This is a genomic window from Pseudomonas sp. ASL4 (assembly GCF_056680395.1).
Genome location: NZ_CM155280.1, coordinates 6007565 through 6032400, shown reverse-complemented (window position 1 = coordinate 6032400; position 24836 = coordinate 6007565). Strand labels below are relative to the sequence as shown.

Here is a 24836-nt window from a genome sequence, read left to right as displayed (position 1 = left end):
CGCATGGCCAATGGGCTTTTCCGGCACCAGGCGTTTTGAGTTGCGTTTATGTCGTTGCACTCCGTGCGCCCCAGGATCCTGGGCTTTATCAGCGAAGACGTCTCGGCCTGGCTGGTCGCGGTGCTGGTATTGCTCGCTGGCGGGATTCTCACGGGATTGCTGGCCTGGGCCACGCTGAATCTGTTTCACCATCAATTGCGGCAACGCTTCCAACTGCTGGCCAGTGAGCGTTACAGCCGTATCGAAGAACGTTTCGAAGATCAGGAGCAGCGCCTCGATGGCCTGCGCCGGTTCTTTGCCAATTCCGAATCGGTGTCCCGCGCCGAATTTAACGGTTACACCCAACCTTTATTGCTCCGTACGCAGGCCTATTCCTTCGCACAGCGGGTGACCCGCGACGAACGTCCGGCCTTTGAACACCAGGTGCGCGCCGAAGGGGTGAGCGACTTTTCCATCCGTGAGCTCAATGCTGGCGGCGAACTGCAACTGGCGGCAGCGCGCGATGAGTATGTGGTGGTGCTTTATAGCCAGACGCAAAGTCGACTCGGCTCGCCGCTGGGCTACGACTTGCTCGCCCAACCTTTGCGCCGTGCGACGCTGGAACGCGCGGATGCGCGGGCTGGCATGGTGGTCTCGCAGCCGATGCACTTGGTGAATGTCGAGCCGGCTTATGCCCGAGGCGTGCTGCTGGTTACGCCGGTCCTTCGTCGTGACAGCCTTACCGAAACGGCGATCAAGCCGTTCGGTTACGTCATGGCCGTGATCAGCATGCGCCAGTTGTTGGCGGATGGGCTGCCGGAGGCCGGTCACGATTATTTGTCAGTGCGTATCCTCGATATGTCCACCAACGATCAACACGAAGTGCTGTACGAGTCTGCGAACCCTCCGGCTGCCAGTGATCTGTCCGCCAGTCGATTGTTGCGCATGGCCGACCACGACTATCAAGTAGACATCCAGCCCAGTGAGGCTTTCGTGCAGGCCAACCGCTCTTCGGTGAGCAGCCTGGTGGTGCTCGGTGGCTTGCTCAGCCTGTTACTCAGTGCCTTGCTCTACGTGCTGGTCAGCCAGCGTCAACGGGCGTTGAAAATGGTCGAGCAGCGCACTCAGGAACTGCGTGCCCGCGAGCAAGAACTGCGCGGCACCCACGGTCAGTTGCGCAGTGTGCTGAATGCCGCGACCCAGGTGGCGATCATCGCCACCGACTTGCGTGGGGTCATCAGCACCTTCAACGCCGGTGCCGAGCAGATGCTCGGTTACGACGCCGCTGAGGTGGTGGGCCACATGACCCTGGAGAACCTGCACTTCCCCCGGGAGCTGGTGGCCCGCTCGGCGGAGTTGAGCGCGCGCTATGGCAAGCTGATCCCGACGTGCCAGGCGATGCTGGTCGAGGGCGGCGAGGAGGGTGGGAACGAAGCCCGCGAGTGGACCTTGGTGCGCCACGATGGCAGCCATCTGACGGTCAACATGCTGGCGACCCCGGTGCTGGACGAGCAGGGGTTGTGGGTCGGGCACCTGGCGATTTGCATCGACATCACCGAACGCAAGCGGGTCCACGAGGCACTGGCGGCGCGGGACTTGTTGCTGAAGAAACTCAGCGCCCATGTGCCCGGCGGCATCTATCAATTCAAGATGGAATTCGACGGTCGCTTCAGCGTGATTTACGCCAGTGACGGTATCCGCGAGATCTATGAGCTGGAACCGGATGTGTTACTGCTCAATGCCGAAGCGATCTTTACCCGGATTCATCCACAAGACTCGACCCGTGTCCGCGCCTCGATTCGCGCCTCGGCGGACACCCTGAGTCCGTGGCGCGAGGAGTACCGGGTGCAACTGCCGGTCGGTGGTTTGCGTTGGGTGCGTGGTGAGGCGACGCCGGAGGAGCAGCCGGGCGGCGGTGTGCTCTGGCATGGCTACATCTCGGACATCTCTGATCTGAAACGGGTGGAAGAAGAGCTGCGGGCGCTGTCGGTGACGGATTCCTTGACCGGCATTCACAACCGCCGCTACTTCCAGGAACGGCTGACCACCGAAATGACCCGGGTCGAACGCGGTGGCGGCGAGTTGTCGGTGATCATGCTCGACATCGACCACTTCAAACGCATCAACGACCAGCATGGCCACGCTGTAGGCGACCGGGTGTTGCAGGCGGTGTGCGAGCGCATTGGCCATCGGCTGCGGCGTACCGATGTGTTCTGTCGCCTGGGTGGCGAGGAGTTCATGGTGTTGTGCCCGGACATCGACGGCAAACATGCGCATGTCCTGGCCTTGCAGTTGTGGCAGGCGTTGCGCAACTCATCGATCGAGGGTGTCGGCACAGTGACCGCCAGTTTCGGGATTGCCAGTTGGCGGGTTGGCGAGGGCGCGGATGCGCTGTTGCTGCGGGCGGACTCGGGGGTATATGCGGCGAAGCAGGCAGGGCGGGATCGGGTTGAGGCGCAGCTCAACTGAAGCTGCACGCTGACCCCCTGTGGGAGCGAGCCTGCTCGCGATAGCGGTCTGTCAGTCAAATTGATGTTGGATGTGCTGCGGTCATCGCGAGCAGGCTTACTCCCACATTAATCTGCTGTCGATCAGGGGAGTTGTGTTCAGCGCCGGCCGATTGTAGGAGCGAGCCTGCTCGCGATAGCGGTCTGACAGTCACATTGATGTTGGATGTGCTGCCGTCATCGCGAGCAGGCTCGCTCCCACATGGGAACTGTGTGCTTTACAGCACCGAAGCGGTGGCTGGTACTTTCGGCTGGCGGTACAGGTCCAGCAGCACCTGATCCAGTACCGACGATGCGCCAAACGGGGCCTTGTCGTTGAGGATCGCCACTACCGCCCAGGTATTGCCGTTGATGTCGCGGCTGAAACCGGAGATCGCCCGTACGGTGTTCAGGGTGCCAGTCTTGATGTGCGCTTCGCCGGCCATGGCGGTGTGCTTCAGGCGTTTGCGCATGGTGCCGTCGGTGCCGGCAATCGGCAGCGAGCTGATGAATTCCGCCGAGTATGGGCTTTTCCAGGCCGCTTGCAGCATGCCGGCCATTTCCCGTGCACTCACCCGTTCGGCGCGGGACAGGCCGGAGCCGTTCTCCATCACCAGGTGCGGCGCGGTAATGCCTTTTTGTGCCAGCCACTGACGCACTACGCGTTGGGCAGCCTTGGCGTCGTCGGCGTCGGCATCGTTACGAAACTTCTGGCCCAGGCTCAGGAACAGTTGCTGGGCCATGGTGTTGTTACTGTATTTGTTGATGTCGCGAATGATCTCCGCGAGGTCCGGCGAAAAGGCCCGGGCCAGTACCTTGGCGTCTTTAGGCGTGGCTGCCAGACGATCCTTGCCCTGGATGCTGCCGCCCAGCTCTTTCCAGATCGCCCGTACGGCGCCGGCGGTGTAGGTCGCGTGATCGAGCAGCGACAGATAGGTCTGCGAACTGCAACCGTCGCCCAACTGGCCGCCGACCGTCACGGTCACGCTGCCATCGGCCTGGGTTACCGGGTTGTAGCGCACGCCACCGGCGCATTGCTTGGAATTGACCGCTTTGACCTGGTTGTCGATGCGAATCGTCGCAATCGGCGGCTCGACCGACACCAGCACCTTGCCGTTGTCGTTGCGCGCGACAAAGCGCAGGGCCTTGAGGTTGACCATCAGCGAGTCAGGTTTGACCAGGAACGGTTTGTTCTCGTCATTGCCGTCATCGTTGAATTCCGGCAGTTGCGGCTGCACGAAGAAGCTGCGGTCCAGCACCAGGTCGCCTGTGACTTGGGTCACGCCGTTGGCGCGCAGGTCGCGCATCAGCAGCCAGAGTTTTTCCATGTTCAGTTTCGGATCGCCGCCACCCTTGAGGTAGAGGTTGCCATTGAGGATGCCGCCGCTGAGGGTGCCATCGGTGTAGAACTCGGTTTTCCACTGGTGGTTCGGGCCGAGCATTTCCAGGGCCGCATAAGTGGTGACCAGCTTCATGGTCGAGGCCGGGTTGACCGAAACGTCGGCGTTGAAAATGGTCGGGATGCCCGGGCCGTTGAGCGGAATCATCACCAGGGACAGGGCGCTGTCCTGCAACTTGCTGGCCTTGAGGGCCTTTTCAACGTTGGGCGTCAGCGCGGTGTTGATCTGAGCGGCGGAAACAGGGAGGGCCAGGGGTAGAAGAAAACTGGCCAGGAGCAGTGGGCGCAAAGATTTGATCATGTGAAATAGAACCCTGCAGTCGAGGGGAAAAAAGACGAGGGCATGAAGATAAAATCCCTCAGTGGTCATGAAAGTGTCGGCATTATGCCCCAAGGTGTAGCGGCTTGTGCCGTGCCTGGAGCCTCTAATCGGCTATTTTTTTACCGACGGTAGGCTGGCTGGCACCGTGGGGCGGGCAATTGGCGCCTTAAACTGCTAAAGTGCCGCCCGTTATTACTTATGAGGATTGTTCCAATGGCGACTAACCGTTCCCAGCGTCTGCGCAAAAAACTGTGCGTCGATGAATTTCAAGAGCTGGGTTTCGAGCTGAACCTGGATTTCAAAGAAGATTTGGCTGATGAAGCCATTGATGCTTTCCTCGACGCGTTCCTGAAAGAAGCTATGGAAGCCAACGGTCTGGGTTATGTTGGCGGCGACGACTTCGGTCTGGTTTGCCTGATCAAGCGTGGCTCGGTGTCCGAAGAGCAGCGCGCCGCTGTTGAAGCCTGGCTCAAAGGCCGTAGCGAACTGACTGAAGCAACCGTCAGCCCGCTGCTGGACGTCTGGTACCCGGAAAAGCCGATCAATCCGGTAGCTTGATGTCATAGCTTGATGTCATAAAAGAATCGGCGACCCACGGGTCGCCGTTTTTTTATGCCTATTTTTTGTAGGCTCAAGACTTGGCCTGCGATGTCGATCTCGGGGATGCCTTCAGGCCTTGCGCCAGTTCAAAATCAGCAACGTCAGAACCCCCGCCACAATCCCCCAGAACGCCGACCCGATGGAAAACAGCGTCAGCCCCGACGCCGTGACCATAAAGGTCACCAGCGCTGCTTCGCGCTCCTTCACTTCGCTCATGGCAATGCTCAAGCCATTGATGATCGAGCCGAACAGCGCCAGCGCGGCAATCGACAGCACCAACTCTTTGGGCAGTGCGGCAAACAACGCCGCCAGCGTCGCGCCGAACACCCCGGCAATCCCGTAGAAAATCCCGCACCAGACCGCAGCGGTGTAGCGCTTGTTGCGATCTTCATGGGCGTGCGGCCCGGTGCAAATCGCCGCGCTGATCGCCGCCAGGTTAATCCCGTGGGAGCCGAACGGTGCCAGCAGCAGTGAGGCGATGCCGGTGGTGGTGATCAGCGGCGAGGCCGGCACGTTGTAACCGTCGGCGCGCAACACGGCGATGCCCGGCATGTTCTGCGAGGTCATCGCCACGACGAACAGCGGGATGCCGATGCTGATGGTCGCCGCCAGGGAGAAGTGCGGCGTGGTCCAGACCGGCGTCGCCAGTTCCAGGTGGAAACCGCTGAAATCCAGCAGCCCCATGAACCCCGACAGCGCGGTGCCGATCAGCAGCGCGGCGAGCACTGCATAACGCGGTGACAGGCGCTTGACCACCAGATAGGTGAAAAACATCCCCAGTACCAGCGCGGTGCGATGCTGGGCGGCGACGAAAATCTCGCTGCCGATCTTGAACAGAATCCCCGCCAACAACGCGGCCGCCAGCGAGGCCGGGATTTTTTTCATCAGTCGCTCGAAGCTGCCGGTCAGACCACAAAGGGTCACCAGCACCGCGCAGGTGACGTAGGCGCCAATGGCTTCACCGTAAGTCACGCCGCCGAGGCTAGTGATCAGCAATGCCGCGCCGGGTGTCGACCAAGCGATGGTGATTGGCGTGCGATAACGCAGGGACAGGCCAATCGAACACACCGCCATGCCTATCGAGATCGCCCAGATCCACGAGGAAATCTGCCCGCTGGTCAGGCCCGCCGCTTGCCCGGCCTGGAACATCAGGACCAGGGAACTGGTGTAGCCGGTCATCATCGCGATGAAACCGGCGACGATGGCCGAAGGTGACGTGTCGGCCCAAGGGCGCAGCTGAGTGTGCGTGGCGTCGTTCATGACAACGGTGTTCCTTATACGTATGAAGATGTCCGAAGCCTCGCTCCTACAAGGGATCGCATGCAGGCAGCGGATTGCGCGTTCAAGCCTAAACTCAAATGTAACGCACCGTTGCAATACAGCCGAGGCCACAAACAGCCATACAGTCGTGTTGCCACCATCCATTGTGTACAATCGCGGTGTTTTTTACGCGATACTTGCCAGCGACCTACTGTGCCGTATTACAGTCACGGTCTATTCGCCGCAGTTCTCCCGACTCGAGTGCCCATGAACGAACAGTTGCAGCCCCTCAAGAAACAACCGCGAGCAGGCAAAGCCGGCCGCAGCGGTACCCAGGACGATATTGTCTACGCGCATATCTTCGAGGCCATCCTCGAGCAGCGTCTGGCGCCCGGCACCAAGTTGAGCGAAGAAGCGCTGGGGGAAATTTTCGGGGTCAGCCGCACCATCATTCGCCGCGCGCTGTCGCGCCTGGCCCATGAAGGCGTGGTGTTGCTGCGACCAAACCGTGGCGCGGTCGTCGCCAGCCCGAGCGTCGAGGAAGCCCGTCAGGTGTTCCTCGCGCGTCGTCTGGTAGAGCGGGCGATCACGGAACTGGCGGTGCAGCACGCCACCGTCGAGCAGATTGCCGAGTTGCGGCAGATGGTCAACGACGAGCGCGACAGCTTCTCCCGTGGCGATCGCGGTGCCGGCATCCGTCTGTCGGGCGAATTCCACCTGAAACTGGCCGAAGCGGCGAAGAATGCACCGCTGATCAGCTTCCAGCGCAGCCTGGTGTCCCAGACCTCGTTGATCATCGCCCAGTACGAAAGCGGCAACCGCTCGCACTGTTCTTATGATGAACACACCCAATTGATCGATGCGATTGAAGCGCGCAACGGTGAGCTGGCGGTGGACCTGATGATGCATCACATGGATCACATCGACAGCAAACTCAACCTCGACGAAGAAAGCGCGTCGGATGATTTGCATGCAGTGTTCTCGCATTTGTTGCAGACCAAGAAGCCAGGTCGGTCGACCGCGAAGTTATAAGTAAGGCGGAGTCGTTCCCATCGCGAGCAGGCTCGCTCCCACAGGGTTTTGTGTTGAATGCAAATCCCGTGTCCACCAGAGATCAACTGTGGGAGCGAGCCTGCTCGCGATAGCGATCTGACAGACAATAAAAATCCCCCGGGCTGTAAAGCTGCGGGGGATTTTTTATGCCTGTAAACCTTAACGCTGATGCACCAGATTCCCCGCCGCATACGTCTGCAACACTGTCCGGTCATCCCCCAGCGTCATCAACACAAACAACGTTTCGGCAATGTTATTGGCCTGCTTCAAGCGATAGCCCAGCAGCGGCGTGGCGTTGTAGTCCAACACCAGGAAGTCCGCATCAGTACCCGCGTGCAAAGTACCGATCTTGTCTTCCAGCCGCAGCGCCCGTGCACCACCAAGGGTCGCCAGGTACAGCGATTTGAACGGGCTCAGCCGTGCACCTTGCAACTGCATCACTTTGTACGCTTCGTTCAACGTTTGCAGAAGCGAGAAACTGGTGCCGCCGCCAACGTCAGTGCCGAGGCCGACGTTCAGTTTGTGCTTCTCGGCCATCGGCAGGTTGAACAGACCGCTGCCGAGGAAGAAGTTCGAAGTCGGGCAGAAGGCAATCGCCGAACCGGTTTCCGCCAGCCGCGCACACTCGTCGTCACACAGGTGCACGCCGTGGGCGAACACCGAGCGCTCGCCCAGCAGTTGGTAGTGATCGTAAACGTCGAGGTAGCCCTTGCGCTCCGGGAACAGTTCCTTGACCCATTCGACTTCCTTCAGGTTTTCGCTGATGTGAGTCTGCATGTACAAATCAGGGTATTCACCGAGCAACTGGCCAGCAAGGGTCAGTTGTTCAGGGGTGCTGGTCGGGGCGAAGCGCGGGGTGACCGCGTAGTGCAAGCGACCCTTGCCGTGCCAGCGCTCGATCAGCGCCTTGCTTTCGACATAGCTGGATTCTGCGGTGTCGGTCAGGTAGTCCGGCGCGTTGCGGTCCATCATCACCTTGCCGGCGATCATCCGCAGGTCCAACTGCTGGGCGGCTTCGAAGAACGAGTTCACTGACTGCGGATGCACGCTGCCAAACACCAGCGCGGTGGTGGTGCCGTTGCGCAGCAGTTCCTTGATGAAAATGTCGGCCACTTCATCGGCGTGGGCCTTGTCGGCGAACTGGCTTTCGCACGGGAAGGTGTAGGTGTTGAGCCAGTCCAGCAGTTGCTCGCCGTAAGCGCCGACCATGCCGGTTTGCGGCAAGTGAATGTGGGTGTCGATCAGCCCTGGGGTGATCAGCGCATCCTGGTAATGAGTTATCTCGATGTCGGCCGGCAGAGTCGCCAGCAATTCAGTGGCGTGACCGACGGCGCTGATCTTGCCGTTTTCGACCACCAGCAAGCCGTCTTCGAAATACTCATAAGACGCTTCGATCCCCACTTCAGCGGGGTCGGCGATACTGTGCAGGATGGCGGCGCGGTAGGCTTTGCGAGTTAAAGGCATGAGGGTTCTCAGTTTGAGGCTTGGCTGCGGCGTGAAGCAGGCAGCAGTTTGGCAATCGATGATCCGGCGCTGGCAGTCTGCTGGCCGAAATTCGCGTTATAGGTGGCGATGATTTCGCCGGCGATGGAGATGGCGATTTCCACAGGCAATTTGCCTTTGACTTCGCCGATGCCCATCGGGCAGCGCATGCGTTGCAGCACCGCGCTGTCGAAACCACGATCACGCAAGCGGTGTTCGAACTTCACCCGTTTGGTTTTCGAACCGATCAGGCCGAAGTAGGCGAAGTCGTTGCGCTTGAGGATTGCGGCAGTGAGTTCGAGGTCGAGCTGGTGATTATGGGTCATGACGATGCAGTAACTGCCGGCGGGCAGGTCGTCGATTTCATCCACAGGTTCTTCGGCGACGATTTTGCGCACGCCGTGGGGGATCTGTCCCGGGAACTCCGCATCCCGCGAGTCGATCCAGCGCACCCGGCAGGGCAGGCTGGCGAGCAGCGGCACCAGCGCCCGGCCGACATGGCCGGCGCCGAATACGGCGATTTGTGCCTGGACCTGGCCCATCGGTTCGAACAGCAATACGGTCACGCCGCCGCAGCACTGGCCGAGGCTGGCGCCAAGGCTGAAACGCTCCAGATGCGTGTCTTGCTTACCGCTGGCGAGCATCTCGCGACCGATCTGCATGGCCTTGTATTCCAGATGCCCGCCACCGATGGTGTCGAAGGTCTGGGTGGCGCTGATGACCATTTTCGAGCCGGCGTTGCGCGGCGTCGAGCCGAGCTCTTCGATGATGGTCACCAACACGCAGGGCTCACCCTGGGATTGCAGGTCGGCGAGGGCGTCGATCCAGTTGTACATGTTTCACCTCGACATCTGTGTTGTCTGTTCGGCCGTCTTCGCGAGCAAGCCCGCTCCCACATTTGGAATGCATTCCCCTGTGGGAGCGGGCTTGCCCGCGAAGGCCGCGCCTCGGTCCTTAAAGCGAAGCCAACTCCGCCGGCTCAGCCTCGACCGCCTTCGCCACCTTCAACTGCCGCATCTGCTCACAGCCCCACAACACCCGCTCCGGGGTCGCCGGCGCGTCGATGTTCGGTTGATGCTTGTAGTCGCCGAGGCTGGCCACGGCGTCCTTGATCGCACACCACGAGGCAATGCCGAGCATGAACGGCGGCTCGCCGACAGCCTTGGAGTGGAACACCGTGTCTTCCGGGTTCTTGCGGTTTTCCACCAGCTTCACCCGCAGGTCCAGCGGCATGTCGGCCACGGCCGGGATCTTGTAGCTCGCCGGGCCGTTGGTCATCAGCTTGCCCTTGTTGTTCCACACCAGTTCTTCCATGGTCAGCCAACCCATGCCCTGGATGAAACCGCCCTCGACCTGACCGATGTCGATCGCCGGGTTCAACGAGGCGCCGACGTCGTGAAGAATGTCGGTGCGCAGCATCTTGTACTCGCCGGTCAGGGTGTCGACGATCACCTCGCAGCACGCCGCACCGAAGGCGTAGTAGTAGAACGGACGACCACGGGCCTGGCTGCGATCGTAGAAGATTTTCGGGGTCTTGTAGAACCCGGTGCTCGACAACGACACCTGAGCGAAATACGCCTGCTGGATCAGCGTTTCGAAGGTCAGGATGTGATCGCGAACCCGCACGTGGCCGTTGTGGAATTCGACGTCTTCTTCGCTGACCTTGTAGTGCCGAGCAGCGAATTCCACCAAGCGTTTCTTGATGATTTCCGCGGCGTTCTGCGCGGCTTTACCGTTCAGGTCGGCGCCGCTGGAAGCCGCCGTCGGCGAGGTGTTTGGCACCTTGTCGGTGTTGGTCGCGGTGATTTGCACACGGTCCATTTCCACTTGGAACACTTCGGCCACGACCTGCGCGACTTTGGTGTTCAGGCCTTGGCCCATTTCGGTGCCGCCGTGGTTCAAGTGGATGCTGCCGTCGGTGTAGATGTGGATCAGCGCGCCGGCCTGGTTGAGGAAACTGGCGGTGAACGAGATGCCGAATTTGACCGGGGTCAGCGCCAAGCCTTTTTTCAGGATCGGGCTGTTGGCGTTGTAGCGGCGGATCGCTTCGCGGCGCTCGTAATACTGGCTGCTTTCTTCCAGTTCGGCGGTCATTTCCTCGAGCATGTTGTGCTCGACGGTCTGGTAGTAATGGGTGACGTTGCGCTCGGTCTTGCCGTAGTAGTTGGCCTTGCGCACGGCCAGTGGATCGAGGGCCAGATGGCGGGCAATCGCGTCCATCACTTCTTCGATGGCGACCATGCCTTGCGGGCCACCGAAGCCACGGTAAGCGGTGTTCGACGCGGTGTTGGTCTTGCAGCGGTGACCGTTGATGGTCGCGTCGCCCAGGTAGTACGAGTTGTCGGCGTGGAACATCGCACGGTCGACAATCGACGCCGACAGGTCCGGCGAGCAGCCGCAGTTGCCGGCCAGTTCCAGGGCGATGCCGTGCAGGCGGCCGGTGCTGTCGAAGCCCACGTCATACTCGACGTAGAACGGGTGACGCTTGCCGGTCATCAACATGTCTTCGACCCGCGGCAGGCGCATCTTGGTCGGTTGGCCGGTGAGGTGCGCGATGACCGCGCAGAGGCATGCCGGGCTCGCGGCCTGGGTTTCCTTGCCGCCGAAACCACCGCCCATACGGCGCATGTCGACGATGATCTTGTTCATCGACACGTCCAGAACTTCGGCAACAAGCTTCTGTACTTCGGTCGGGTTTTGCGTGGAGCAGTAGACGATCATCCCGCCGTCTTCAGTAGGCATCACCGAAGAGATCTGGGTTTCGAGGTAGAAGTGTTCCTGGCCGCCGATGTGCAACGTGCCCTGGATGCGATGTTCAGCGGTGGCCAATGCGCCAGCAGAATCGCCGCGTTGGTGAGTGTGGCTGTCGAGTACGAAATGGCGTTTTCTTAATGCTTCAACCACGTCCAAAACCGGTTCAAGGTCTTCGTATTCGATGATCGCGGCCATCGCGGCTTTGCGTGCGGTTTCCAGATCTTTAGCGGCAACCGCAAGCACCGGTTGCCCAACGAATTGCACATCATCGATGGCCAGCAGCGGATCGCCCGGCATCAGCGGGCCGATGTCTTTCAGGCCCGGCACGTCTTCGTGGGTGATGGCGATGCGCACGCCTTCGAAGGCGTAACAGGGCTTGGTGTCGATGCTGATGATTTTCGCGTGGGCGCGGTCCGACAGGCGTGCATAAACGTGCAACTGGTTCGGGAATTCCAGTCGGTCGTCGATGTACTGCGCTTCACCGGACACGTGTTTGGCGGCGCTGTCGTGCTTGACGCTGCGGCCGACACCGGTGGTCAGGTCCTTGGCGAACAGTTCAGCCAGTTCGGCTTGGGTCTTCTCTACAGCGTGATGATTAGACATAAGCGGTCACCCGAGTCTCGATGTGCGGTGTTTGCAGTTCGATGAAGTATTTACGCAGCAGGTTTTGCGCGCTGAGCAGGCGATATTCCTTGCTGGCGCGGAAGTCCGAGAGCGGCGTGAAATCTTCGGCCAGGGCGGCACAGGCGCGTTCAACGGTGTCGTTGTTCCAGGTCGCACCGAGCAACACGGCTTCGCAGGTCTTGGCGCGTTTTGGCGTGGCGGCCATGCCGCCGAAGGCGACGCGGGCGTCGGCGATCACGCCATTGTCGATGCGCAGGTTGAACGCGGCGCAGACCGCAGAAATGTCATCGTCCAGACGCTTGGAAACCTTGTAGGCGCGGAACAGTTGTTCAGCGCTGGCGCGGGGCACGATGATCTTTTCGATGAACTCGCTTTCCTGGCGCGCGGTGACCCGGTAGTCGATGAAGTAATCTTCGATGGCCAGGGTGCGGCGGGTTTCGCCTTTGCACAGAACGATCTGCGCGCCCAGGGCAATCAGCAGCGGTGGTGAGTCGCCAATCGGCGAGGCGTTGCCGATGTTGCCGCCCAGGGTGCCCTGGTTGCGAATCTGCAAGGAGGCGAAGCGTTGCAGCAATTCGCCGAAGTCCGGGTATTCGGTTTTCAGTGCGTCGTAGCAATCGGAGAGGGCTGTCGCGGCGCCGATTTCCAGGCGATCGTCGAAGCGTTCGATGCGCTTCATCTCGGCGACGTTGCCGACGTAGATCATCACCGGCAAGGTGCGGTGGAACTGGGTGACTTCCAGCGCCAGGTCCGTGCCGCCGGCCAGCAGCCGGGCCTGTGGATAAGCGTCGTAGAGGTCGGCCAGATCAGCGACGGTCAGCGGCACCAGGCAGCGCTTGTCGCCACTGTTGAGTTCGCCGATGTCGGTGGGGGCGATGGACTTGAGGCGAGCGATGGTCTCGGCTTCACGGGCGTCGAACTGATCCGGCTGCTTGGCGCAGCAGGACTGTTCGGCGGCCTGGAGGATCGGCCGATAACCGGTGCAGCGGCAAAGATTGCCGGCCAGCGCTTCGTGAGCTTTATGAGAATCGGGCTCGTCGCTGTTTTTTTGCAGCGCGAACAGCGACATCACGAAGCCTGGGGTGCAGAAGCCGCATTGCGAACCGTGGCACTCGACCATGGCTTTTTGCACGCTGTGCAGTTCGCCCTTGTACTTGAGGTCTTCGACGCTGATCAATTGTTTGCCGTGCAATGACGAAACGAACGTCAGGCACGAGTTGAGGCTGCGATAGCGAATGTGTTCGCGGCCGTCGTCATCCGTTTGCAGCTCGCCGACCACCACGGTGCACGCGCCGCAGTCACCGCTGGCGCAGCCTTCTTTGGTGCCGGGTTTGCCCACATGGTCGCGCAAGTAATTGAGCACGGTCAGGTTCGGGTCCAGGGCGTGCTCGCTACGGAGTTCCTGGTTTAGTAAAAACTGGATCACGGAAGGCCTCGCAGACTCATTATTGTTGTTAACCGATTTGAACCGAATTTATCAGGTCTGGCTTTTCGGTCAATGGTTTTCTGACTTAAAGGTCAGGAAATCAGTTTTTCTCGATGAACAACGCGTTCCATCAGTATTGACCCTCACGGGATAGCCTGCTTTTTGCTTAATTCGTGCCAAAACCGCCGGGTGGGCACTCCGCCATGACGTACCAATTGCGCTACACTGCGCCGCTTGTGCAGATCGAAGAGTTTGAAGGACAACCATGACGTTCAAGGCGCCGGACAGCCTCGCCGAGCAAATTGCTCACCACCTCGCCGAACGTATCATTCGCGGCGAAATGAAGCCGGGAGAGCGCATCCAGGAACAGAAGGTCACGCTGGCCCTCAATGTCAGCCGCGGTTCGGTCCGTGAGGCCTTGCTGATTCTCGAGCGCCGCCACCTGATCGCGATACTGCCGCGACGTGGCGCCCATGTCACCGAACTCACCGCGCACAAGGTCCAAAGCCTGTGCACGCTGATGAGCGAGTTGTACATCCTGCTCGGCAATGCCGTGGCTACGGGCTGGCAAGTCCAGGCCGACCTGGCGCCGTTCGTGCAGATCCAGCAGCGCCTGGCGTCCAGCTACGAGCGTCAGGACATCCGCACGTTCGTCGACGACAGCTTCAGTGTGATGCGCGCCGCGTATCCGTTCGCCAACAACCCGTACTTGCAGGAAACCGTCGAGAATCTGCAGCCGGCCATGAGCCGCGCGTATTTCCTCGCCCTGGAACAGCGCAAGGCCGAGATGAGCGAGTTTCTGGAGTTGTTCGAACGCTTGCTCGCAGCGGTGATCGCCCGTGACTTTCCGCAGATTCGCGAAGTGCTGACGGCATATGCCCAGCGCAGTAGCGATCTGGTGGTTTCTGCCCTGACGGACGCTTAAGCGTGCGGCTCAAGTGCATCAAGCTGGCGGGGTTCAAATCCTTCGTCGACCCGACCACGGTGAACTTCCCCAGTAACATGGCGGCGGTGGTCGGGCCCAATGGTTGCGGCAAGTCGAACATCATCGACGCCGTGCGTTGGGTGATGGGCGAGAGTTCGGCCAAAAACTTGCGTGGCGAGTCGATGACCGACGTCATCTTCAACGGCTCCACCAGTCGTAAACCGGTGAGCCAGGCGAGCATCGAACTGGTGTTCGACAACTCCGACGGCACGCTGCTCGGCGAATACGCCGCCTATGCGGAAATCTCCATTCGCCGCAAAGTGACCCGCGACAGCCAGACCACTTACTACCTCAACGGCACCAAATGCCGTCGTCGCGACATCACCGACATCTTCCTCGGCACCGGCCTGGGTCCGCGCAGCTACTCGATCATCGAGCAGGGGATGATCTCCAAGCTGATCGAATCCAAACCCGAAGACCTGCGTAACTTTATTGAAGAGGCGGCGGGGATCTCCAAGTACAAGGAGCGCCGGCGCGAGACTGAAAACCGCATCCGCCGCACCCATGAAAACCTGGCCCGCCTGTCTGACTTGCGTGAAGAGCTTGAGCGTCAGCTCGAGCGCTTGCACCGCCAAGCCGAGTCCGCCAGGAAGTATCAGGAATACAAGGGCGAAGAGCGTCAGCTCAAGGCCCAACTGTCGGCCCTGCGCTGGCAGGCGTTGAACGAACAGGTCGGTCAGCGCGAAGCGATCATCGGCACTCAGGAAATCACCTTTGAGGCCCTGGTCGCCGAGCAACGTAACGCCGATGCGGCGATTGAACGCCTGCGTGACGGTCACCACGACCTCTCCGAGCGCTTCAATCTGGTGCAAGGGCGCTTCTATTCGGTCGGTGGCGACATCGCCCGCGTCGAGCAAAGCATCCAGCACGGTCAGCAGCGTTTGCGTCAGTTGCAAGATGATCTGAAAGAAGCCGAGCGCGCACGTCTGGAAACCGAATCGCACTTGGGCCACGACCGCACCTTGCTGTTGACCCTCGGCGAAGAGCTGGACCTGCTCACGCCGGAACAGGAAGTCACCAGCGCCGCGGCCGAAGAAGCCGCCGCTGCGCTGGAAGAATCCGAAACCACCATGCACGGGTGGCAAGAGCAGTGGGACACCTTCAACCTCACGGCCGCCGAGCCGCGTCGTCAGTCTGAAGTGCAGCAGTCGCGCATCCAGCAGCTGGAAACCAGCATGGAGCGTTTGGCTGATCGCCAGAAGCGTCTGGGCGAGGAGCGCACGTTGCTCTCGGCGGACCCGGAAGACGCGGCGATCATGGAACTCAGCGAGCAGCTCGCTGAATCCGAAGCGACGCTTGAGGACTTGCAAACCAGTGAAGAAGCTCAGGTCGAAAAGCTTGAACAGCTGCGTCAGGAATTGCAGCACGCATTGACCGCGCAGCAACAAGCCCAGGGTGATTTGCAGCGCCTCAATGGTCGTCTCGCGTCCCTTGAAGCCTTGCAGCAAGCCGCGCTCGATCCGGGCACCGGCACCGCCGAATGGCTGCGTGAACAAAACCTGGCAGACCGTCCGCGCCTGGCCGAAGGCCTGAAGGTAGAAGCGGGTTGGGAGCTGGCGGTGGAAACCGTGCTCGGCGCCGACCTGCAAGCGGTGCTGGTGGATGACTTCGGCGATTTCGATCTGGCCGGGTTTGCCCAGGGCGATCTGCGCTTGCTCAGCCCCGCCAGCGAGGGCGTGCGCGTGGCCGGTAGCTTGCTCGACAAGGTCGAGGCGCAGATCGATCTGTCGCCGTGGCTGGGGCAGGTCAAACCGGTGGAAAGCCTTGAGCAGGCCTTGGCTTTACGCGCTCAATTGGCGCCCGGCGAAAGCTTGATCAGTCGTGACGGTTACTGGGTCGGTCGGCACTTTTTACGTGTGCGTCGGGCCAGTGAAGCGGAAAGCGGCGTGCTTGCCCGTGGCCAGGAAATCCAGCGCCTGGGCCTTGAACGCGAAGAGCGCGAAACTTCGGTCGAAACGCTGGAAACCCAACTTCAAAATCTCAGGGCGCAACAGCGTCAGCAAGAAAACGGTCGCGAACATTTGCGCCGTCTGTTGCAAGACGAAGCCCGTCAACAAGGTGAATTGAAAGCCCAGTTGTCCGCCGGTAAAGCCAAGGCTGAACAACTGACCCTGCGCCGCACTCGTCTCGATGAAGAGCTCACCGAGCTGAGCGAGCAGCGGGCGCTGGAACACGAAAACATCGGCGAAGCGCGCCTGCAATTGCAGGACGCCCTCGACAGCATGGCGCTGGACACCGAGCAGCGCGAGTTGCTGCTGGCTCAGCGCGACAGTTTGCGCGAGCGCCTCGATCGGGTGCGACAGGAAGCCCGGCAGCATAAGGATCATGCGCATCAACTGGCGGTGCGTCTGGGTTCGCTCAAGGCGCAACATGACTCGACGCGTCAGGCGCTGGAACGGCTGGAGATGCAGTCCGAGCGCCTGACCGAGAAGCGCGAGCAACTGAGTCTGAATCTGGAGGAGGGCGAGGCGCCGCTGGAAGAGCTGCGCCTGAAGCTCGAAGAATTGCTCGACAAGCGCATGACCGTCGACGAAGAACTCAAGACCGCGCAAATGGCCATGGAAGATGCCGACCGCGAATTGCGTGATGCCGAGAAGCGCCGCAACCAGGCCGAGCAACAATCGCAATTGATCCGTGGCCAGCTCGAACACCAGCGCATGGAATGGCAAGCCCTGACCGTGCGCCGCAAGACCCTCGAGGATCAGTTGCTGGAAGACGGCTACGACCTCCACGGCGTGATCGCGACCCTGGTGGCCGAAGCCAACGAAAAAGAGGCTGAGGAAGAGTTGGAGCGCATTGCCGCACGTATTGCGCGTCTTGGTGCGATCAACTTGGCGGCCATTGACGAATACACGCAACAATCCGAGCGCAAACGTTATCTGGATGCGCAGAACGACGATCTGGTGGAAGCGCTGGATACCCTGGAAAACGTGATTCGCAAGATCGATAAGGAAACCCGCAACCGCTTCAAAGATACCTTTGATCAGATCAATGCCGGTATTCAGGCACTTTTCCCAAAAGTTTTCGGTGGAGGGCGCGCGTATTTGGAACTGACGGGCGAAGATCTACTCGATACAGGGGTAACGATCATGGCGCAGCCGCCAGGAAAGAAGAACAGCACCATCCATTTGCTCTCCGGTGGCGAAAAAGCCCTGACTGCTCTGGCCCTGGTTTTTGCGATCTTCAAGTTGAACCCGGCGCCGTTCTGCATGCTCGATGAAGTTGACGCGCCATTGGATGACGCTAACGTTGGACGCTATGCACGACTGGTCAAAGAGATGTCGCAGACGGTGCAGTTCATCTACATCACCCACAACAAGATCGCCATGGAAATGGCCGATCAACTGATGGGGGTGACGATGCACGAGCCGGGTTGCTCACGCTTGGTAGCAGTGGATGTCGAGGAGGCGATGGCGATGGTGGATGCCTGAGTCGCTGGCTGTAGGGCAAGTATTTATGTGCTGTAGGCTTATTTACTTTCTCTTTACTTGCTGGCCAATCGACATATTCGCTGAAGCCATTGTGACAGACGGTGTAAAGTTGCCTTTGGTCGTGCTAGTTTAATGTCAATTTTTCGTATACGTGGGCAAAACGCCTGTCAGAACATAGAGTTGGCGCCACGTTTTAAAGCGGTTTGCACGTTGTAAACCCCTTATTTTTCAGCATTTTTTATAGAGGCACGGGATTACATGGAAATCGGTCTGCGCGAGTGGCTGATCGTCATCGGCATTATTGTCATTGCCGGTATTCTTTTCGATGGCTGGCGTCGCATGCGCGGCGGCAAGGGAAAACTTAAATTCCGCCTTGACCGAAGTCTGTCCAACCTGCCGGACGAGGACACCAGCGCCGAGCTGTTGGGCCCGCCACGGGTGCTGGATACTCATAAGGAGCCGCAACTGGATGAGCACGATCTGCCGTCCGTGAGCATGCCGGCCCGGGAACCTCGTGAGTCGGGCTCCAAGCGCGGCAAGCGTGGCCATGGCGAACCTTCCCAGGGTGACATGAACCTCAGCCTCGACCTGGACGGCGGCCCGAGCTTCAGCAGCCGTGACGACGATTTCCCGGATGACGCCAAGTCCGCGCCATCGGTCAGCGAAAAAGATCAGCCGCAAGCCGAAGAAGTGCTGGTGATCAGCGTGATTTGCCGCGACGCTGCCGGCTTCAAAGGCCCGGCGCTGTTGCAGAACATTCTGGAAAGCGGCCTGCGTTTCGGCGAGATGGATATTTTCCATCGCCACGAAAGCATGGCGGGTAACGGCGAAGTGCTGTTCTCCATGGCCAATGCGGTCAAGCCGGGCATCTTTGATCTGGACGACATCGACCACTTCAGCACTCCGGCGGTGAGCTTCTTCCTCGGCCTGCCAGGCCCACGTCATCCGAAGCAAGCCTTTGACGTGATGGTGGCTGCGGCACGCAAGCTGTCCCAGGAACTGAACGGCGAATTGAAAGACGACCAGCGCAGCGTGCTGACCGCTCAGACCATCGAGCATTACCGTCAGCGCATCGTTGAATTCGAACGTCGCGCCCTGACCCAGAAGCGCTAGAGTCAAAAGGGCTGTTGTGGCGAGGGGGCTTGCCCCCGTTGGGCTGCGAAGCGGCCCCAGAACCATTCAGCCTGTTTTGCCAGATGGGGCACGATCACAGGATTTGCGACTGCTTCGCAGCCGAACGGGGGCAAGCCCCCTCGCCACATAGTGCAAGCCTTTAGGCTATCGTGATTAGAAGATTGAGCAGCCTCGGCTGCTCTTTTGCTTTATGAGAGAACACCCATGACCGCCGTCAAAAACCGCATTCTAGAGCTGCGCGCTGAGCTGGATCAGCACAACTATCGCTATCACGTGATGGACGAGCCGAGCATTCCGGACGCCGAGTACGACCGGTTGTTCCATGAGCTCAAGGCCCTCGAAGCGGCCAATCCCGAACTGATCACCAGCGACTCGCCGACCCAGCGCGTCGGCAGCGCGGCGCTGTCGGCGTTCACCCAGGTGCGCCACGAAGTGCCGATGCTCAGCCTCGGCAACGCCTTCGAAGAAACCGACATGCGCGAGTTTGATCGTCGGGTGACCGAAGGCCTCGACCTGCCGGCCGGCGACCTGTTCGGTGGCGGCGCGGCGGTGGAATACAGCTGCGAACCGAAACTCGATGGCCTGGCGGTCAGCCTGTTGTATCAGGACGGCGTACTGGTACGCGGCGCCACGCGCGGCGACGGCACCACCGGCGAAGATATCAGCGTCAACGTACGCACCGTGCGCAACATCCCGCTCAAGTTGCACGGCACTGGCTGGCCGGCGACGCTTGAAGTGCGCGGCGAAGTGTTCATGTCCAAGGCCGGTTTCGAACGGCTCAACGCCACGCAACTGGAAGTCGGCGGCAAGACCTTCGCCAATCCGCGTAATGCGGCGGCCGGCAGTTTGCGCCAGCTGGATTCGAAGATCACCGCCAACCGTCCACTGGAATTCTGCTGCTACGGCATCGGCCAGATTTCGGCCGACATTGCCGACACGCATATCGGCAATCTCAAGCAATTGCAGGTCTGGGGCATGCCGATCAGTCATGAGCTGAAACTGGCCCATGGCATCGATGAATGCCTGGATTACTACCGCGACATCGGTGAGCGCCGCAACGGTCTGGCCTATGAAATCGATGGCGTGGTGTTCAAGGTCAACAGCATTGCTTCGCAACGTGAATTGGGTTTCCGTGCACGCGAACCGCGTTGGGCGATTGCGCACAAATTTCCGGCGATGGAAGAGCTCACCGAATTGCTCGACGTGGAGTTCCAGGTCGGCCGCACCGGCGCGGTGACGCCGGTCGCTCGCTTGAAACCGGTCAAGGTCGCTGGCGTGACGGTGGCCAACGCGACGCTGCACAACATGGACGAAGTGGCGCGACTGGGTTTGATGATCGGCGACACGGTGATCATCCGCCGCGCTGGCGATGTGATCCCGCAAGTGGTGCAAGTTGTCCTTGAGCGTCGTCCAGAAGACGCACGGCCGGTGCAGATTCCCGAGCAATGCCCGGTGTGCGGCTCTCATGTCGAGCGCACGCAATTGGTCAAGCGCAGCAAAGGTCGCGAGACCGTCAGCGAAGGCGCGGTGTATCGCTGCGTCGGTCGTCTGGCCTGTGGTGCGCAGTTGAAGCAAGCGATCATCCACTTCGTCTCCCGTCGTGCCATGGACATCGAAGGCCTGGGCGACAAGAGCGTCGAGCAACTGGTGGATGAAGGCCTGGTGAGTTCGCCGGCCGATCTGTATGCGCTGAAGTTCGAAGACATTGTCGACCTGGAAGGCTTTGCCGAGCTGTCGAGCAAGAAGCTGCTCAGCGCCATCGAAGACAGCAAGCAGCAGAGCCTGGCGCGCTTCATTTACGCCCTCGGGATTCCCGATGTCGGCGAAGAGACGGCCAAGGTGCTGGCGCGTTCTCTGGGTTCGCTGGAGCGGGTTCAGCAGGCGTTGCCGCAAGTGTTGACGTACTTGCCGGATGTTGGGCTGGAAGTGGCTTACGAGATTCACAGCTTCTTTGAAGATGCGCATAACCAGCAGGTGATTGCCGAGCTGCTCAAGCACGGTTTGCAGATTCAGGATCAGGGCGAATTGGGCGCGGAGTTTTCTGCGAGCACCACGCTCGGCGGCTTCCTCGATAAGTTGCACATCCCTTCGGTGGGGCCGGGCGGTGCGCAGAAACTGGCGGACAAGTTTGGTTCACTGGAAGGCGTGTTTGGCGCCGACTGGCTGGACATGCGCCAGGCATTGCCGGAGAAACAGGCGAATTCGGTTCGCGAGTTTTTCGCTGTCGAAGAAAATCGCCAGATTGCCGAGGCGGCCGAGAAACAGTTGCGTGATTTCGGCATGCACTGGCAGAGCGAGAAGAAAGTCGTCGAAGGCTTGCCGCTGGCCGGGCAGACCTGGGTGTTGACTGGTTCGCTTGAGTTGATGAGTCGCGATGTGGCTAAGGAGAAGCTTGAGAGCCTCGGCGCCAAAGTGGCGGGTTCGGTGTCGGCCAAGACTCATTGCGTAGTGGCTGGCCCGGGGGCGGGCTCCAAGTTGGCCAAGGCCAATGAGCTGGGGTTGAAGGTGCTGGATGAAGAGGCGTTTGTGGTATTCCTGAAGGAACACAATATCTCTGTCTAAAGCGGACCTGTGGCGAGGGGGCTTGCCCCCGTTGGAGCGCGAAGCGGTCCCCTTGGCATTTGCGCCTGCTGCGCAGTCGAACGGGAGCAAGCTCCCTCGCCACAGGCAAGCTCCCTCGCCACAATTATGGGAACGATCGGCTAGCTGAAATGATCTAGTCTTGGCACCCCTCAGGGAGAGTTCGCCATGTACCGTTTCTTCGAACAGCTCAGTTCCCGCATCGCCGCGCCTTTCATCAGCGAGAGTTCGCGCAACAGCAAGGTCTGGCATTGCCGCTGCGGACAGTCGCTGTTCTTTCGCAACAGTCAGTGCCTGGCCTGTTCGGCGGCGCTGGGCTATCAGCCGGAGCAGAGTCGCTTGTCGTCGCTGCAACCCGGCCCGCAAGCGGACACTTGGCTGCTTGATGCTGATCCCGAGGCCGGTGTATTGCGCCGCTGCGCCAATCTCGATTCCCCGGCCGCGTGTAACTGGCTGCTCCCAGCCAACGATCACGATGCGTTGTGCATCGCCTGTAGTCTGAATCACACCATCCCTGATCTATCGATTGCCGAAAACCCTGAGCGCTGGTGTAAGGTCGAAACGGCCAAGCGCCGATTGGTTGCGCAACTGGTCAGCCTCGGGTTGCAGGTCATCCCGAAAACCGTGGATGAAGAAACCGGCCTGGCCTTTGACTTCATCGGCATCAACCTCGAAGGCAAGCTGCCGACGACGGGGCACGCCAACGGCTTGATTACCCTCGATATCAAAGAAGCCGATGATGCTCACCGCGAACAGGTTCGGGTGCAGATGCACGAGCCGTATCGCACGTTGCTCGGGCACTTCCGTCATGAGGTCGGCCATTACTACTGGGATCGACTGATCGCCAACAGCCATTGGCTGGAACCGTTTCGTGGCTTGTTCGGCGACGATCGAGCGAGCTACGCCGAATCCCTTGAGCGGCATTACCAGCAAGGTGCGCCGCTGGACTGGGAGCAACATTACGTCAGCGCCTACGCGACGATGCATCCGTGGGAAGACTGGGCCGAAACCTGGGCGCACTACCTGCACATGATGGACGCCGTCGACACCGCCCTGGGCTTTGGCATGAGTGCCCGGGAAATGGACTTCGATTACCAGCCATTCCCGTCCAGCACCCTCTACGACCCGCAGCATCCTGGCGGCACGGCGTTCCTGTCGTTCGTCAATGCGTGGATCGAGTTGGCTGGCATGCTCAACGAATTGTCTCGGAGCATGGGGCAGCCGGATTTCTATCCGTTCGCGCTGCCGTCAGCGGTGATCGCCAAGCTGCACTTCATCCACCTGGTGATCCAGCAGGAGGGCGGCAGGGCGGATGAGGTGTTGGCGCAATAGGATCAAAAGATCGCAGCCTTCGGCAGCTCCTACACGTGCGATCTTTTTGGGTCGCTGCATGTCCTTGACGCTGCTCATATTTTTTAATCCTCCCGAACGGTTGTAACTTCGTCTCAGATAGGTACAATGGCGCCGTTCGCCGTGAGGTGAACGTCGTTATGGTGACCCCATCGGTCCCCCCGCAACGATTACCCGTGAACCTGGTCAGATCCGGAAGGAAGCAGCCACAGCGGGAACATTGTGTGCCGGGGTGTGGCTGATGGGGTTGCCTCCATAACGCCAAGTCCTCCGATTCGAGGCTTGCGCGCGCAATACCTTCCGATATCACTCGTTTTAAAAACCTTATTTTTTGTTCATCTGCTGCGCTGTCATGTAGCGGTGTTGTCGTGCCTGGCGTTTGCTTCTCCTGCGTTGCCAGCGTCACCCGGCAGCGCAGAAGGCCAATAGTCTTAAGAAGACTTGCGGCTGAACAGCTTGCGTACAAAACCTGCAATCACGACCAGCCCCACGACCAGGAACTTCTTCGCTGCCAGCAGGAAGATACCGATCTTGGCAAACAATCCTGCCTTCGCTGCCAAACCGCCGCCTACCAGTGCTGCCAGGCCATAAGACGCCAGTTTATCGGTGCCAGGGCTGTAGTCGGTGTAGAGGTTGCCGTCGGTGAAGTTGGTGAAGGCGATGACTTTAGGCAGTTCTTGCTTGATGGTCGGCAGGTCCGCCATGGCGGCGACGGCATTCAATTCCAGGACACCTTTGCGGCCCAGCACGCGAATGCTGTAGTTCAGGGTGCTGCCCTCGGCGTCATCGGATTTCAGTTCCCGGGCCCAATACATTTTGTGGCTGGTTTCGTCATAGTGCGGTTGCTCGGCCCAGCCCAGCAGGTGCAGACCAGCATAGCCTTCCTTCTGGCGTGCCTTGTTGTCTTCCTCGTCCTCTTCCTGCATTTGCTTGAGCAGGTCGGCATAGTCGATTTTTGCCGCATCTTCATCGGAAATATGCCCGTCGTCCTTGTAGCTGACGATCACGCCCCAGCCGCTGGCGGTCAGTGGATTCACGGCTTTTGGGATGATCATGCCCAGGGTCTTGTTGCCGGGCGGGTTGCCCCAGCCCTCGGTCAGCAGGCGTTCGGTGTCTTTCGGATCGAGGTAGTAAAACTCGTCGTTGAGTTTCATCGTTGCAATGCCGGAGGGCAGGGTGATGGTGCCGTGCTGTTGTTTCAGGGTGGCGAGAAACTGCTCCGGCGTTTGCTGCACCTCGGCCGCTTCGGTGGGTGCCGCCGGGGTGTTGCTGGCCGCTTGCGCGGGATTGTGCAGTGCGCACAACAGCGCTGCCATGAGGATCGGGCGAAGGTGTTTCATCGTATTCCCTTACATTTTGAATTAATTTCGCGCGGAGAATATCGGATGGCCACTATCGATGCACGTTCTTCAACGCTCAAGGCAGGCGGTTTTTCAGGCGCCAGTCAACGCAAAAGGCAGATTTATCGACATCGACAAATCTGCCTTTTTCATTACTGGCACTAAGGCTTGGACAAGGCCTGGTCAACCGCAGCAATCAGCTTTCCCAGATCCTTTGAGGTGGCTTTGTGTATGACGCTGAACAGGTACGCCCGCTGTTCGTCTTCATCGCCCAAATCTGCGAAAAACGCTTTCAGCTTCACGCCCAGCACATCGGCAAGCAGAAACAATGCTTCCACGCTGGGGGTATAGGTACCGGTTTCGAAGCGGCTGATGGTTTTGGGGTCAAAACCGGTTTTTTCGCCGAGTTCAGCCTGAGTAAGCCCCGCGACCTTGCGATAGCGTCGGATGGCCGGACCCAAACTTGAAATTTGCATCGCTCAATTCCCATTTAGAATCAAGAACTTAACGATAGATTTTTGCATTAGGCAACCGCATGATCCATCACCTTTCCTTGCAAAATGTGATGTATTTCGTAGAATCTCCGCTCATAGGGGGCATTTGGTGACCTGCTTTCAGAAGTTGAGGCGAT

The 24836-nt window shown here is 59.8% G+C and carries 16 protein-coding genes and 1 other RNA gene; 9 read left to right on the top strand and 8 right to left on the bottom strand.

All coding sequences use genetic code 11. The features are described 5' to 3' along the window. Positions 1 to 48: 48 nt before the first annotated feature. The gene (locus AC1MEW_RS27540; protein ID WP_480424324.1) at positions 49 to 2448 is read left to right on the top strand and encodes a sensor domain-containing diguanylate cyclase; all 2400 of its coding nucleotides are present in this window, start codon (positions 49 to 51) and stop codon (positions 2446 to 2448) included. Positions 2449 to 2704: 256 nt separating this feature from the next. On the opposite strand, the gene dacB is transcribed toward AC1MEW_RS27540, so the two are convergent. Further along, positions 2705 to 4165, bottom strand: a complete 1461-nt coding sequence (dacB, locus tag AC1MEW_RS27535) for a D-alanyl-D-alanine carboxypeptidase/D-alanyl-D-alanine endopeptidase (RefSeq protein ID WP_480424322.1) — start codon at positions 4163 to 4165, stop codon at positions 2705 to 2707. A gap of 234 nt (positions 4166 to 4399) precedes the next feature. On the opposite strand from dacB, the gene AC1MEW_RS27530 reads away from it, so the two are divergent. Beyond that, positions 4400 to 4744 carry a YggL family protein gene (locus AC1MEW_RS27530; protein WP_201202105.1) on the top strand — a complete coding sequence of 115 codons (345 nt, stop codon included), beginning with the start codon at positions 4400 to 4402 and terminating at the stop codon, positions 4742 to 4744. A 111-nt stretch (positions 4745 to 4855) separates the two neighbouring features. Here the strand turns inward: AC1MEW_RS27530 and AC1MEW_RS27525 are convergent, their stop codons facing one another. Then, on the bottom strand, positions 4856 to 6046 hold the full coding sequence (locus AC1MEW_RS27525) for a benzoate/H(+) symporter BenE family transporter (protein WP_201202107.1): 1191 nt from the start codon (positions 6044 to 6046) through the stop codon (positions 4856 to 4858). Positions 6047 to 6313: 267 nt separating this feature from the next. Between AC1MEW_RS27525 and AC1MEW_RS27520 the strand changes: the two genes are divergently transcribed. Beyond that, positions 6314 to 7078 (top strand): GntR family transcriptional regulator, encoded by a 765-nt coding sequence (locus AC1MEW_RS27520; RefSeq protein WP_201255913.1) that lies wholly within the window; start codon positions 6314 to 6316, stop codon positions 7076 to 7078. Between the two features lie 180 nt (positions 7079 to 7258). On the opposite strand, the gene guaD is transcribed toward AC1MEW_RS27520, so the two are convergent. The 4 genes from guaD to xdhA form a co-directional block, all read right to left on the bottom strand. Continuing rightward, positions 7259 to 8563, bottom strand: coding sequence for a guanine deaminase (gene guaD / locus AC1MEW_RS27515; protein WP_201202109.1), 1305 nt, complete (start codon positions 8561 to 8563; stop codon positions 7259 to 7261). Between the two features lie 8 nt (positions 8564 to 8571). Beyond that, positions 8572 to 9417: a xanthine dehydrogenase accessory protein XdhC gene (gene xdhC / locus AC1MEW_RS27510; protein WP_480424320.1), complete on the bottom strand. Its 846-nt coding sequence runs from the start codon at positions 9415 to 9417 to the stop codon at positions 8572 to 8574. 118 nt (positions 9418 to 9535) lie between these two features. Then, positions 9536 to 11938 (bottom strand): xanthine dehydrogenase molybdopterin binding subunit, encoded by a 2403-nt coding sequence (gene xdhB, locus AC1MEW_RS27505; protein ID WP_480424318.1) that lies wholly within the window; start codon positions 11936 to 11938, stop codon positions 9536 to 9538. Beyond that, the gene (xdhA, locus tag AC1MEW_RS27500; RefSeq protein WP_201202119.1) at positions 11931 to 13385 is read right to left on the bottom strand and encodes a xanthine dehydrogenase small subunit; all 1455 of its coding nucleotides are present in this window, start codon (positions 13383 to 13385) and stop codon (positions 11931 to 11933) included. Before xdhA ends, xdhB begins: the two co-directional genes overlap by 8 nt. A 265-nt stretch (positions 13386 to 13650) precedes the next feature. Here xdhA and AC1MEW_RS27495 point away from each other — a divergent pair, with 265 nt between their 5' ends. From AC1MEW_RS27495 to ffs, 6 genes are all read left to right on the top strand, one after another. Then, positions 13651 to 14310: a GntR family transcriptional regulator gene (locus AC1MEW_RS27495; protein WP_201202121.1), complete on the top strand. Its 660-nt coding sequence runs from the start codon at positions 13651 to 13653 to the stop codon at positions 14308 to 14310. Positions 14311 to 14312: 2 nt separating this feature from the next. After that, positions 14313 to 17801, top strand: coding sequence for a chromosome segregation protein SMC (smc, locus tag AC1MEW_RS27490; RefSeq protein WP_201255911.1), 3489 nt, complete (start codon positions 14313 to 14315; stop codon positions 17799 to 17801). Between the two features lie 258 nt (positions 17802 to 18059). Then, positions 18060 to 18914, top strand: coding sequence for a cell division protein ZipA (gene zipA, locus AC1MEW_RS27485; protein WP_201202130.1), 855 nt, complete (start codon positions 18060 to 18062; stop codon positions 18912 to 18914). 225 nt (positions 18915 to 19139) lie between these two features. Continuing rightward, positions 19140 to 21497 carry an NAD-dependent DNA ligase LigA gene (ligA, locus tag AC1MEW_RS27480; RefSeq protein ID WP_480424315.1) on the top strand — a complete coding sequence of 786 codons (2358 nt, stop codon included), beginning with the start codon at positions 19140 to 19142 and terminating at the stop codon, positions 21495 to 21497. Between the two features lie 186 nt (positions 21498 to 21683). Then, complete coding sequence (locus AC1MEW_RS27475; RefSeq protein ID WP_201202132.1) at positions 21684 to 22847, top strand: zinc-binding metallopeptidase family protein; 1164 nt, start codon at positions 21684 to 21686, stop codon at positions 22845 to 22847. A 168-nt stretch (positions 22848 to 23015) separates the two neighbouring features. Continuing rightward, positions 23016 to 23112, top strand: an RNA gene (ffs, locus tag AC1MEW_RS27470) — signal recognition particle sRNA small type. A 184-nt stretch (positions 23113 to 23296) separates the two neighbouring features. Here the strand turns inward: ffs and AC1MEW_RS27465 are convergent. Further along, positions 23297 to 24205 carry a DUF2167 domain-containing protein gene (locus AC1MEW_RS27465; RefSeq protein ID WP_201255910.1) on the bottom strand — a complete coding sequence of 303 codons (909 nt, stop codon included), beginning with the start codon at positions 24203 to 24205 and terminating at the stop codon, positions 23297 to 23299. Between the two features lie 161 nt (positions 24206 to 24366). Further along, entirely contained in the window at positions 24367 to 24681 is a 315-nt protein-coding gene (locus AC1MEW_RS27460) for a helix-turn-helix domain-containing protein (protein WP_123403304.1), read from the bottom strand. Positions 24682 to 24836 lie beyond the last annotated feature (155 nt).

Coding starts and splice junctions, on each gene's coding strand:
- dacB (WP_480424322.1), bottom strand. CDS start 4,165: ATGATCAAATCTTTGCGCCCACTGCTCCTGGCCAGTTTTCTTCTACCC.
- xdhC (WP_480424320.1), bottom strand. CDS start 9,417: ATGTACAACTGGATCGACGCCCTCGCCGACCTGCAATCCCAGGGTGAG.
- AC1MEW_RS27465 (WP_201255910.1), bottom strand. CDS start 24,205: ATGAAACACCTTCGCCCGATCCTCATGGCAGCGCTGTTGTGCGCACTG.
- zipA (WP_201202130.1), top strand. CDS start 18,060: ATGGAAATCGGTCTGCGCGAGTGGCTGATCGTCATCGGCATTATTGTC.
- ligA (WP_480424315.1), top strand. CDS start 19,140: ATGACCGCCGTCAAAAACCGCATTCTAGAGCTGCGCGCTGAGCTGGAT.
- AC1MEW_RS27525 (WP_201202107.1), bottom strand. CDS start 6,046: ATGAACGACGCCACGCACACTCAGCTGCGCCCTTGGGCCGACACGTCA.
- AC1MEW_RS27530 (WP_201202105.1), top strand. CDS start 4,400: ATGGCGACTAACCGTTCCCAGCGTCTGCGCAAAAAACTGTGCGTCGAT.
- AC1MEW_RS27475 (WP_201202132.1), top strand. CDS start 21,684: ATGTACCGTTTCTTCGAACAGCTCAGTTCCCGCATCGCCGCGCCTTTC.
- AC1MEW_RS27495 (WP_201202121.1), top strand. CDS start 13,651: ATGACGTTCAAGGCGCCGGACAGCCTCGCCGAGCAAATTGCTCACCAC.
- AC1MEW_RS27460 (WP_123403304.1), bottom strand. CDS start 24,681: ATGCAAATTTCAAGTTTGGGTCCGGCCATCCGACGCTATCGCAAGGTC.
- AC1MEW_RS27540 (WP_480424324.1), top strand. CDS start 49: ATGTCGTTGCACTCCGTGCGCCCCAGGATCCTGGGCTTTATCAGCGAA.
- AC1MEW_RS27520 (WP_201255913.1), top strand. CDS start 6,314: ATGAACGAACAGTTGCAGCCCCTCAAGAAACAACCGCGAGCAGGCAAA.
- xdhB (WP_480424318.1), bottom strand. CDS start 11,938: ATGTCTAATCATCACGCTGTAGAGAAGACCCAAGCCGAACTGGCTGAA.
- guaD (WP_201202109.1), bottom strand. CDS start 8,563: ATGCCTTTAACTCGCAAAGCCTACCGCGCCGCCATCCTGCACAGTATC.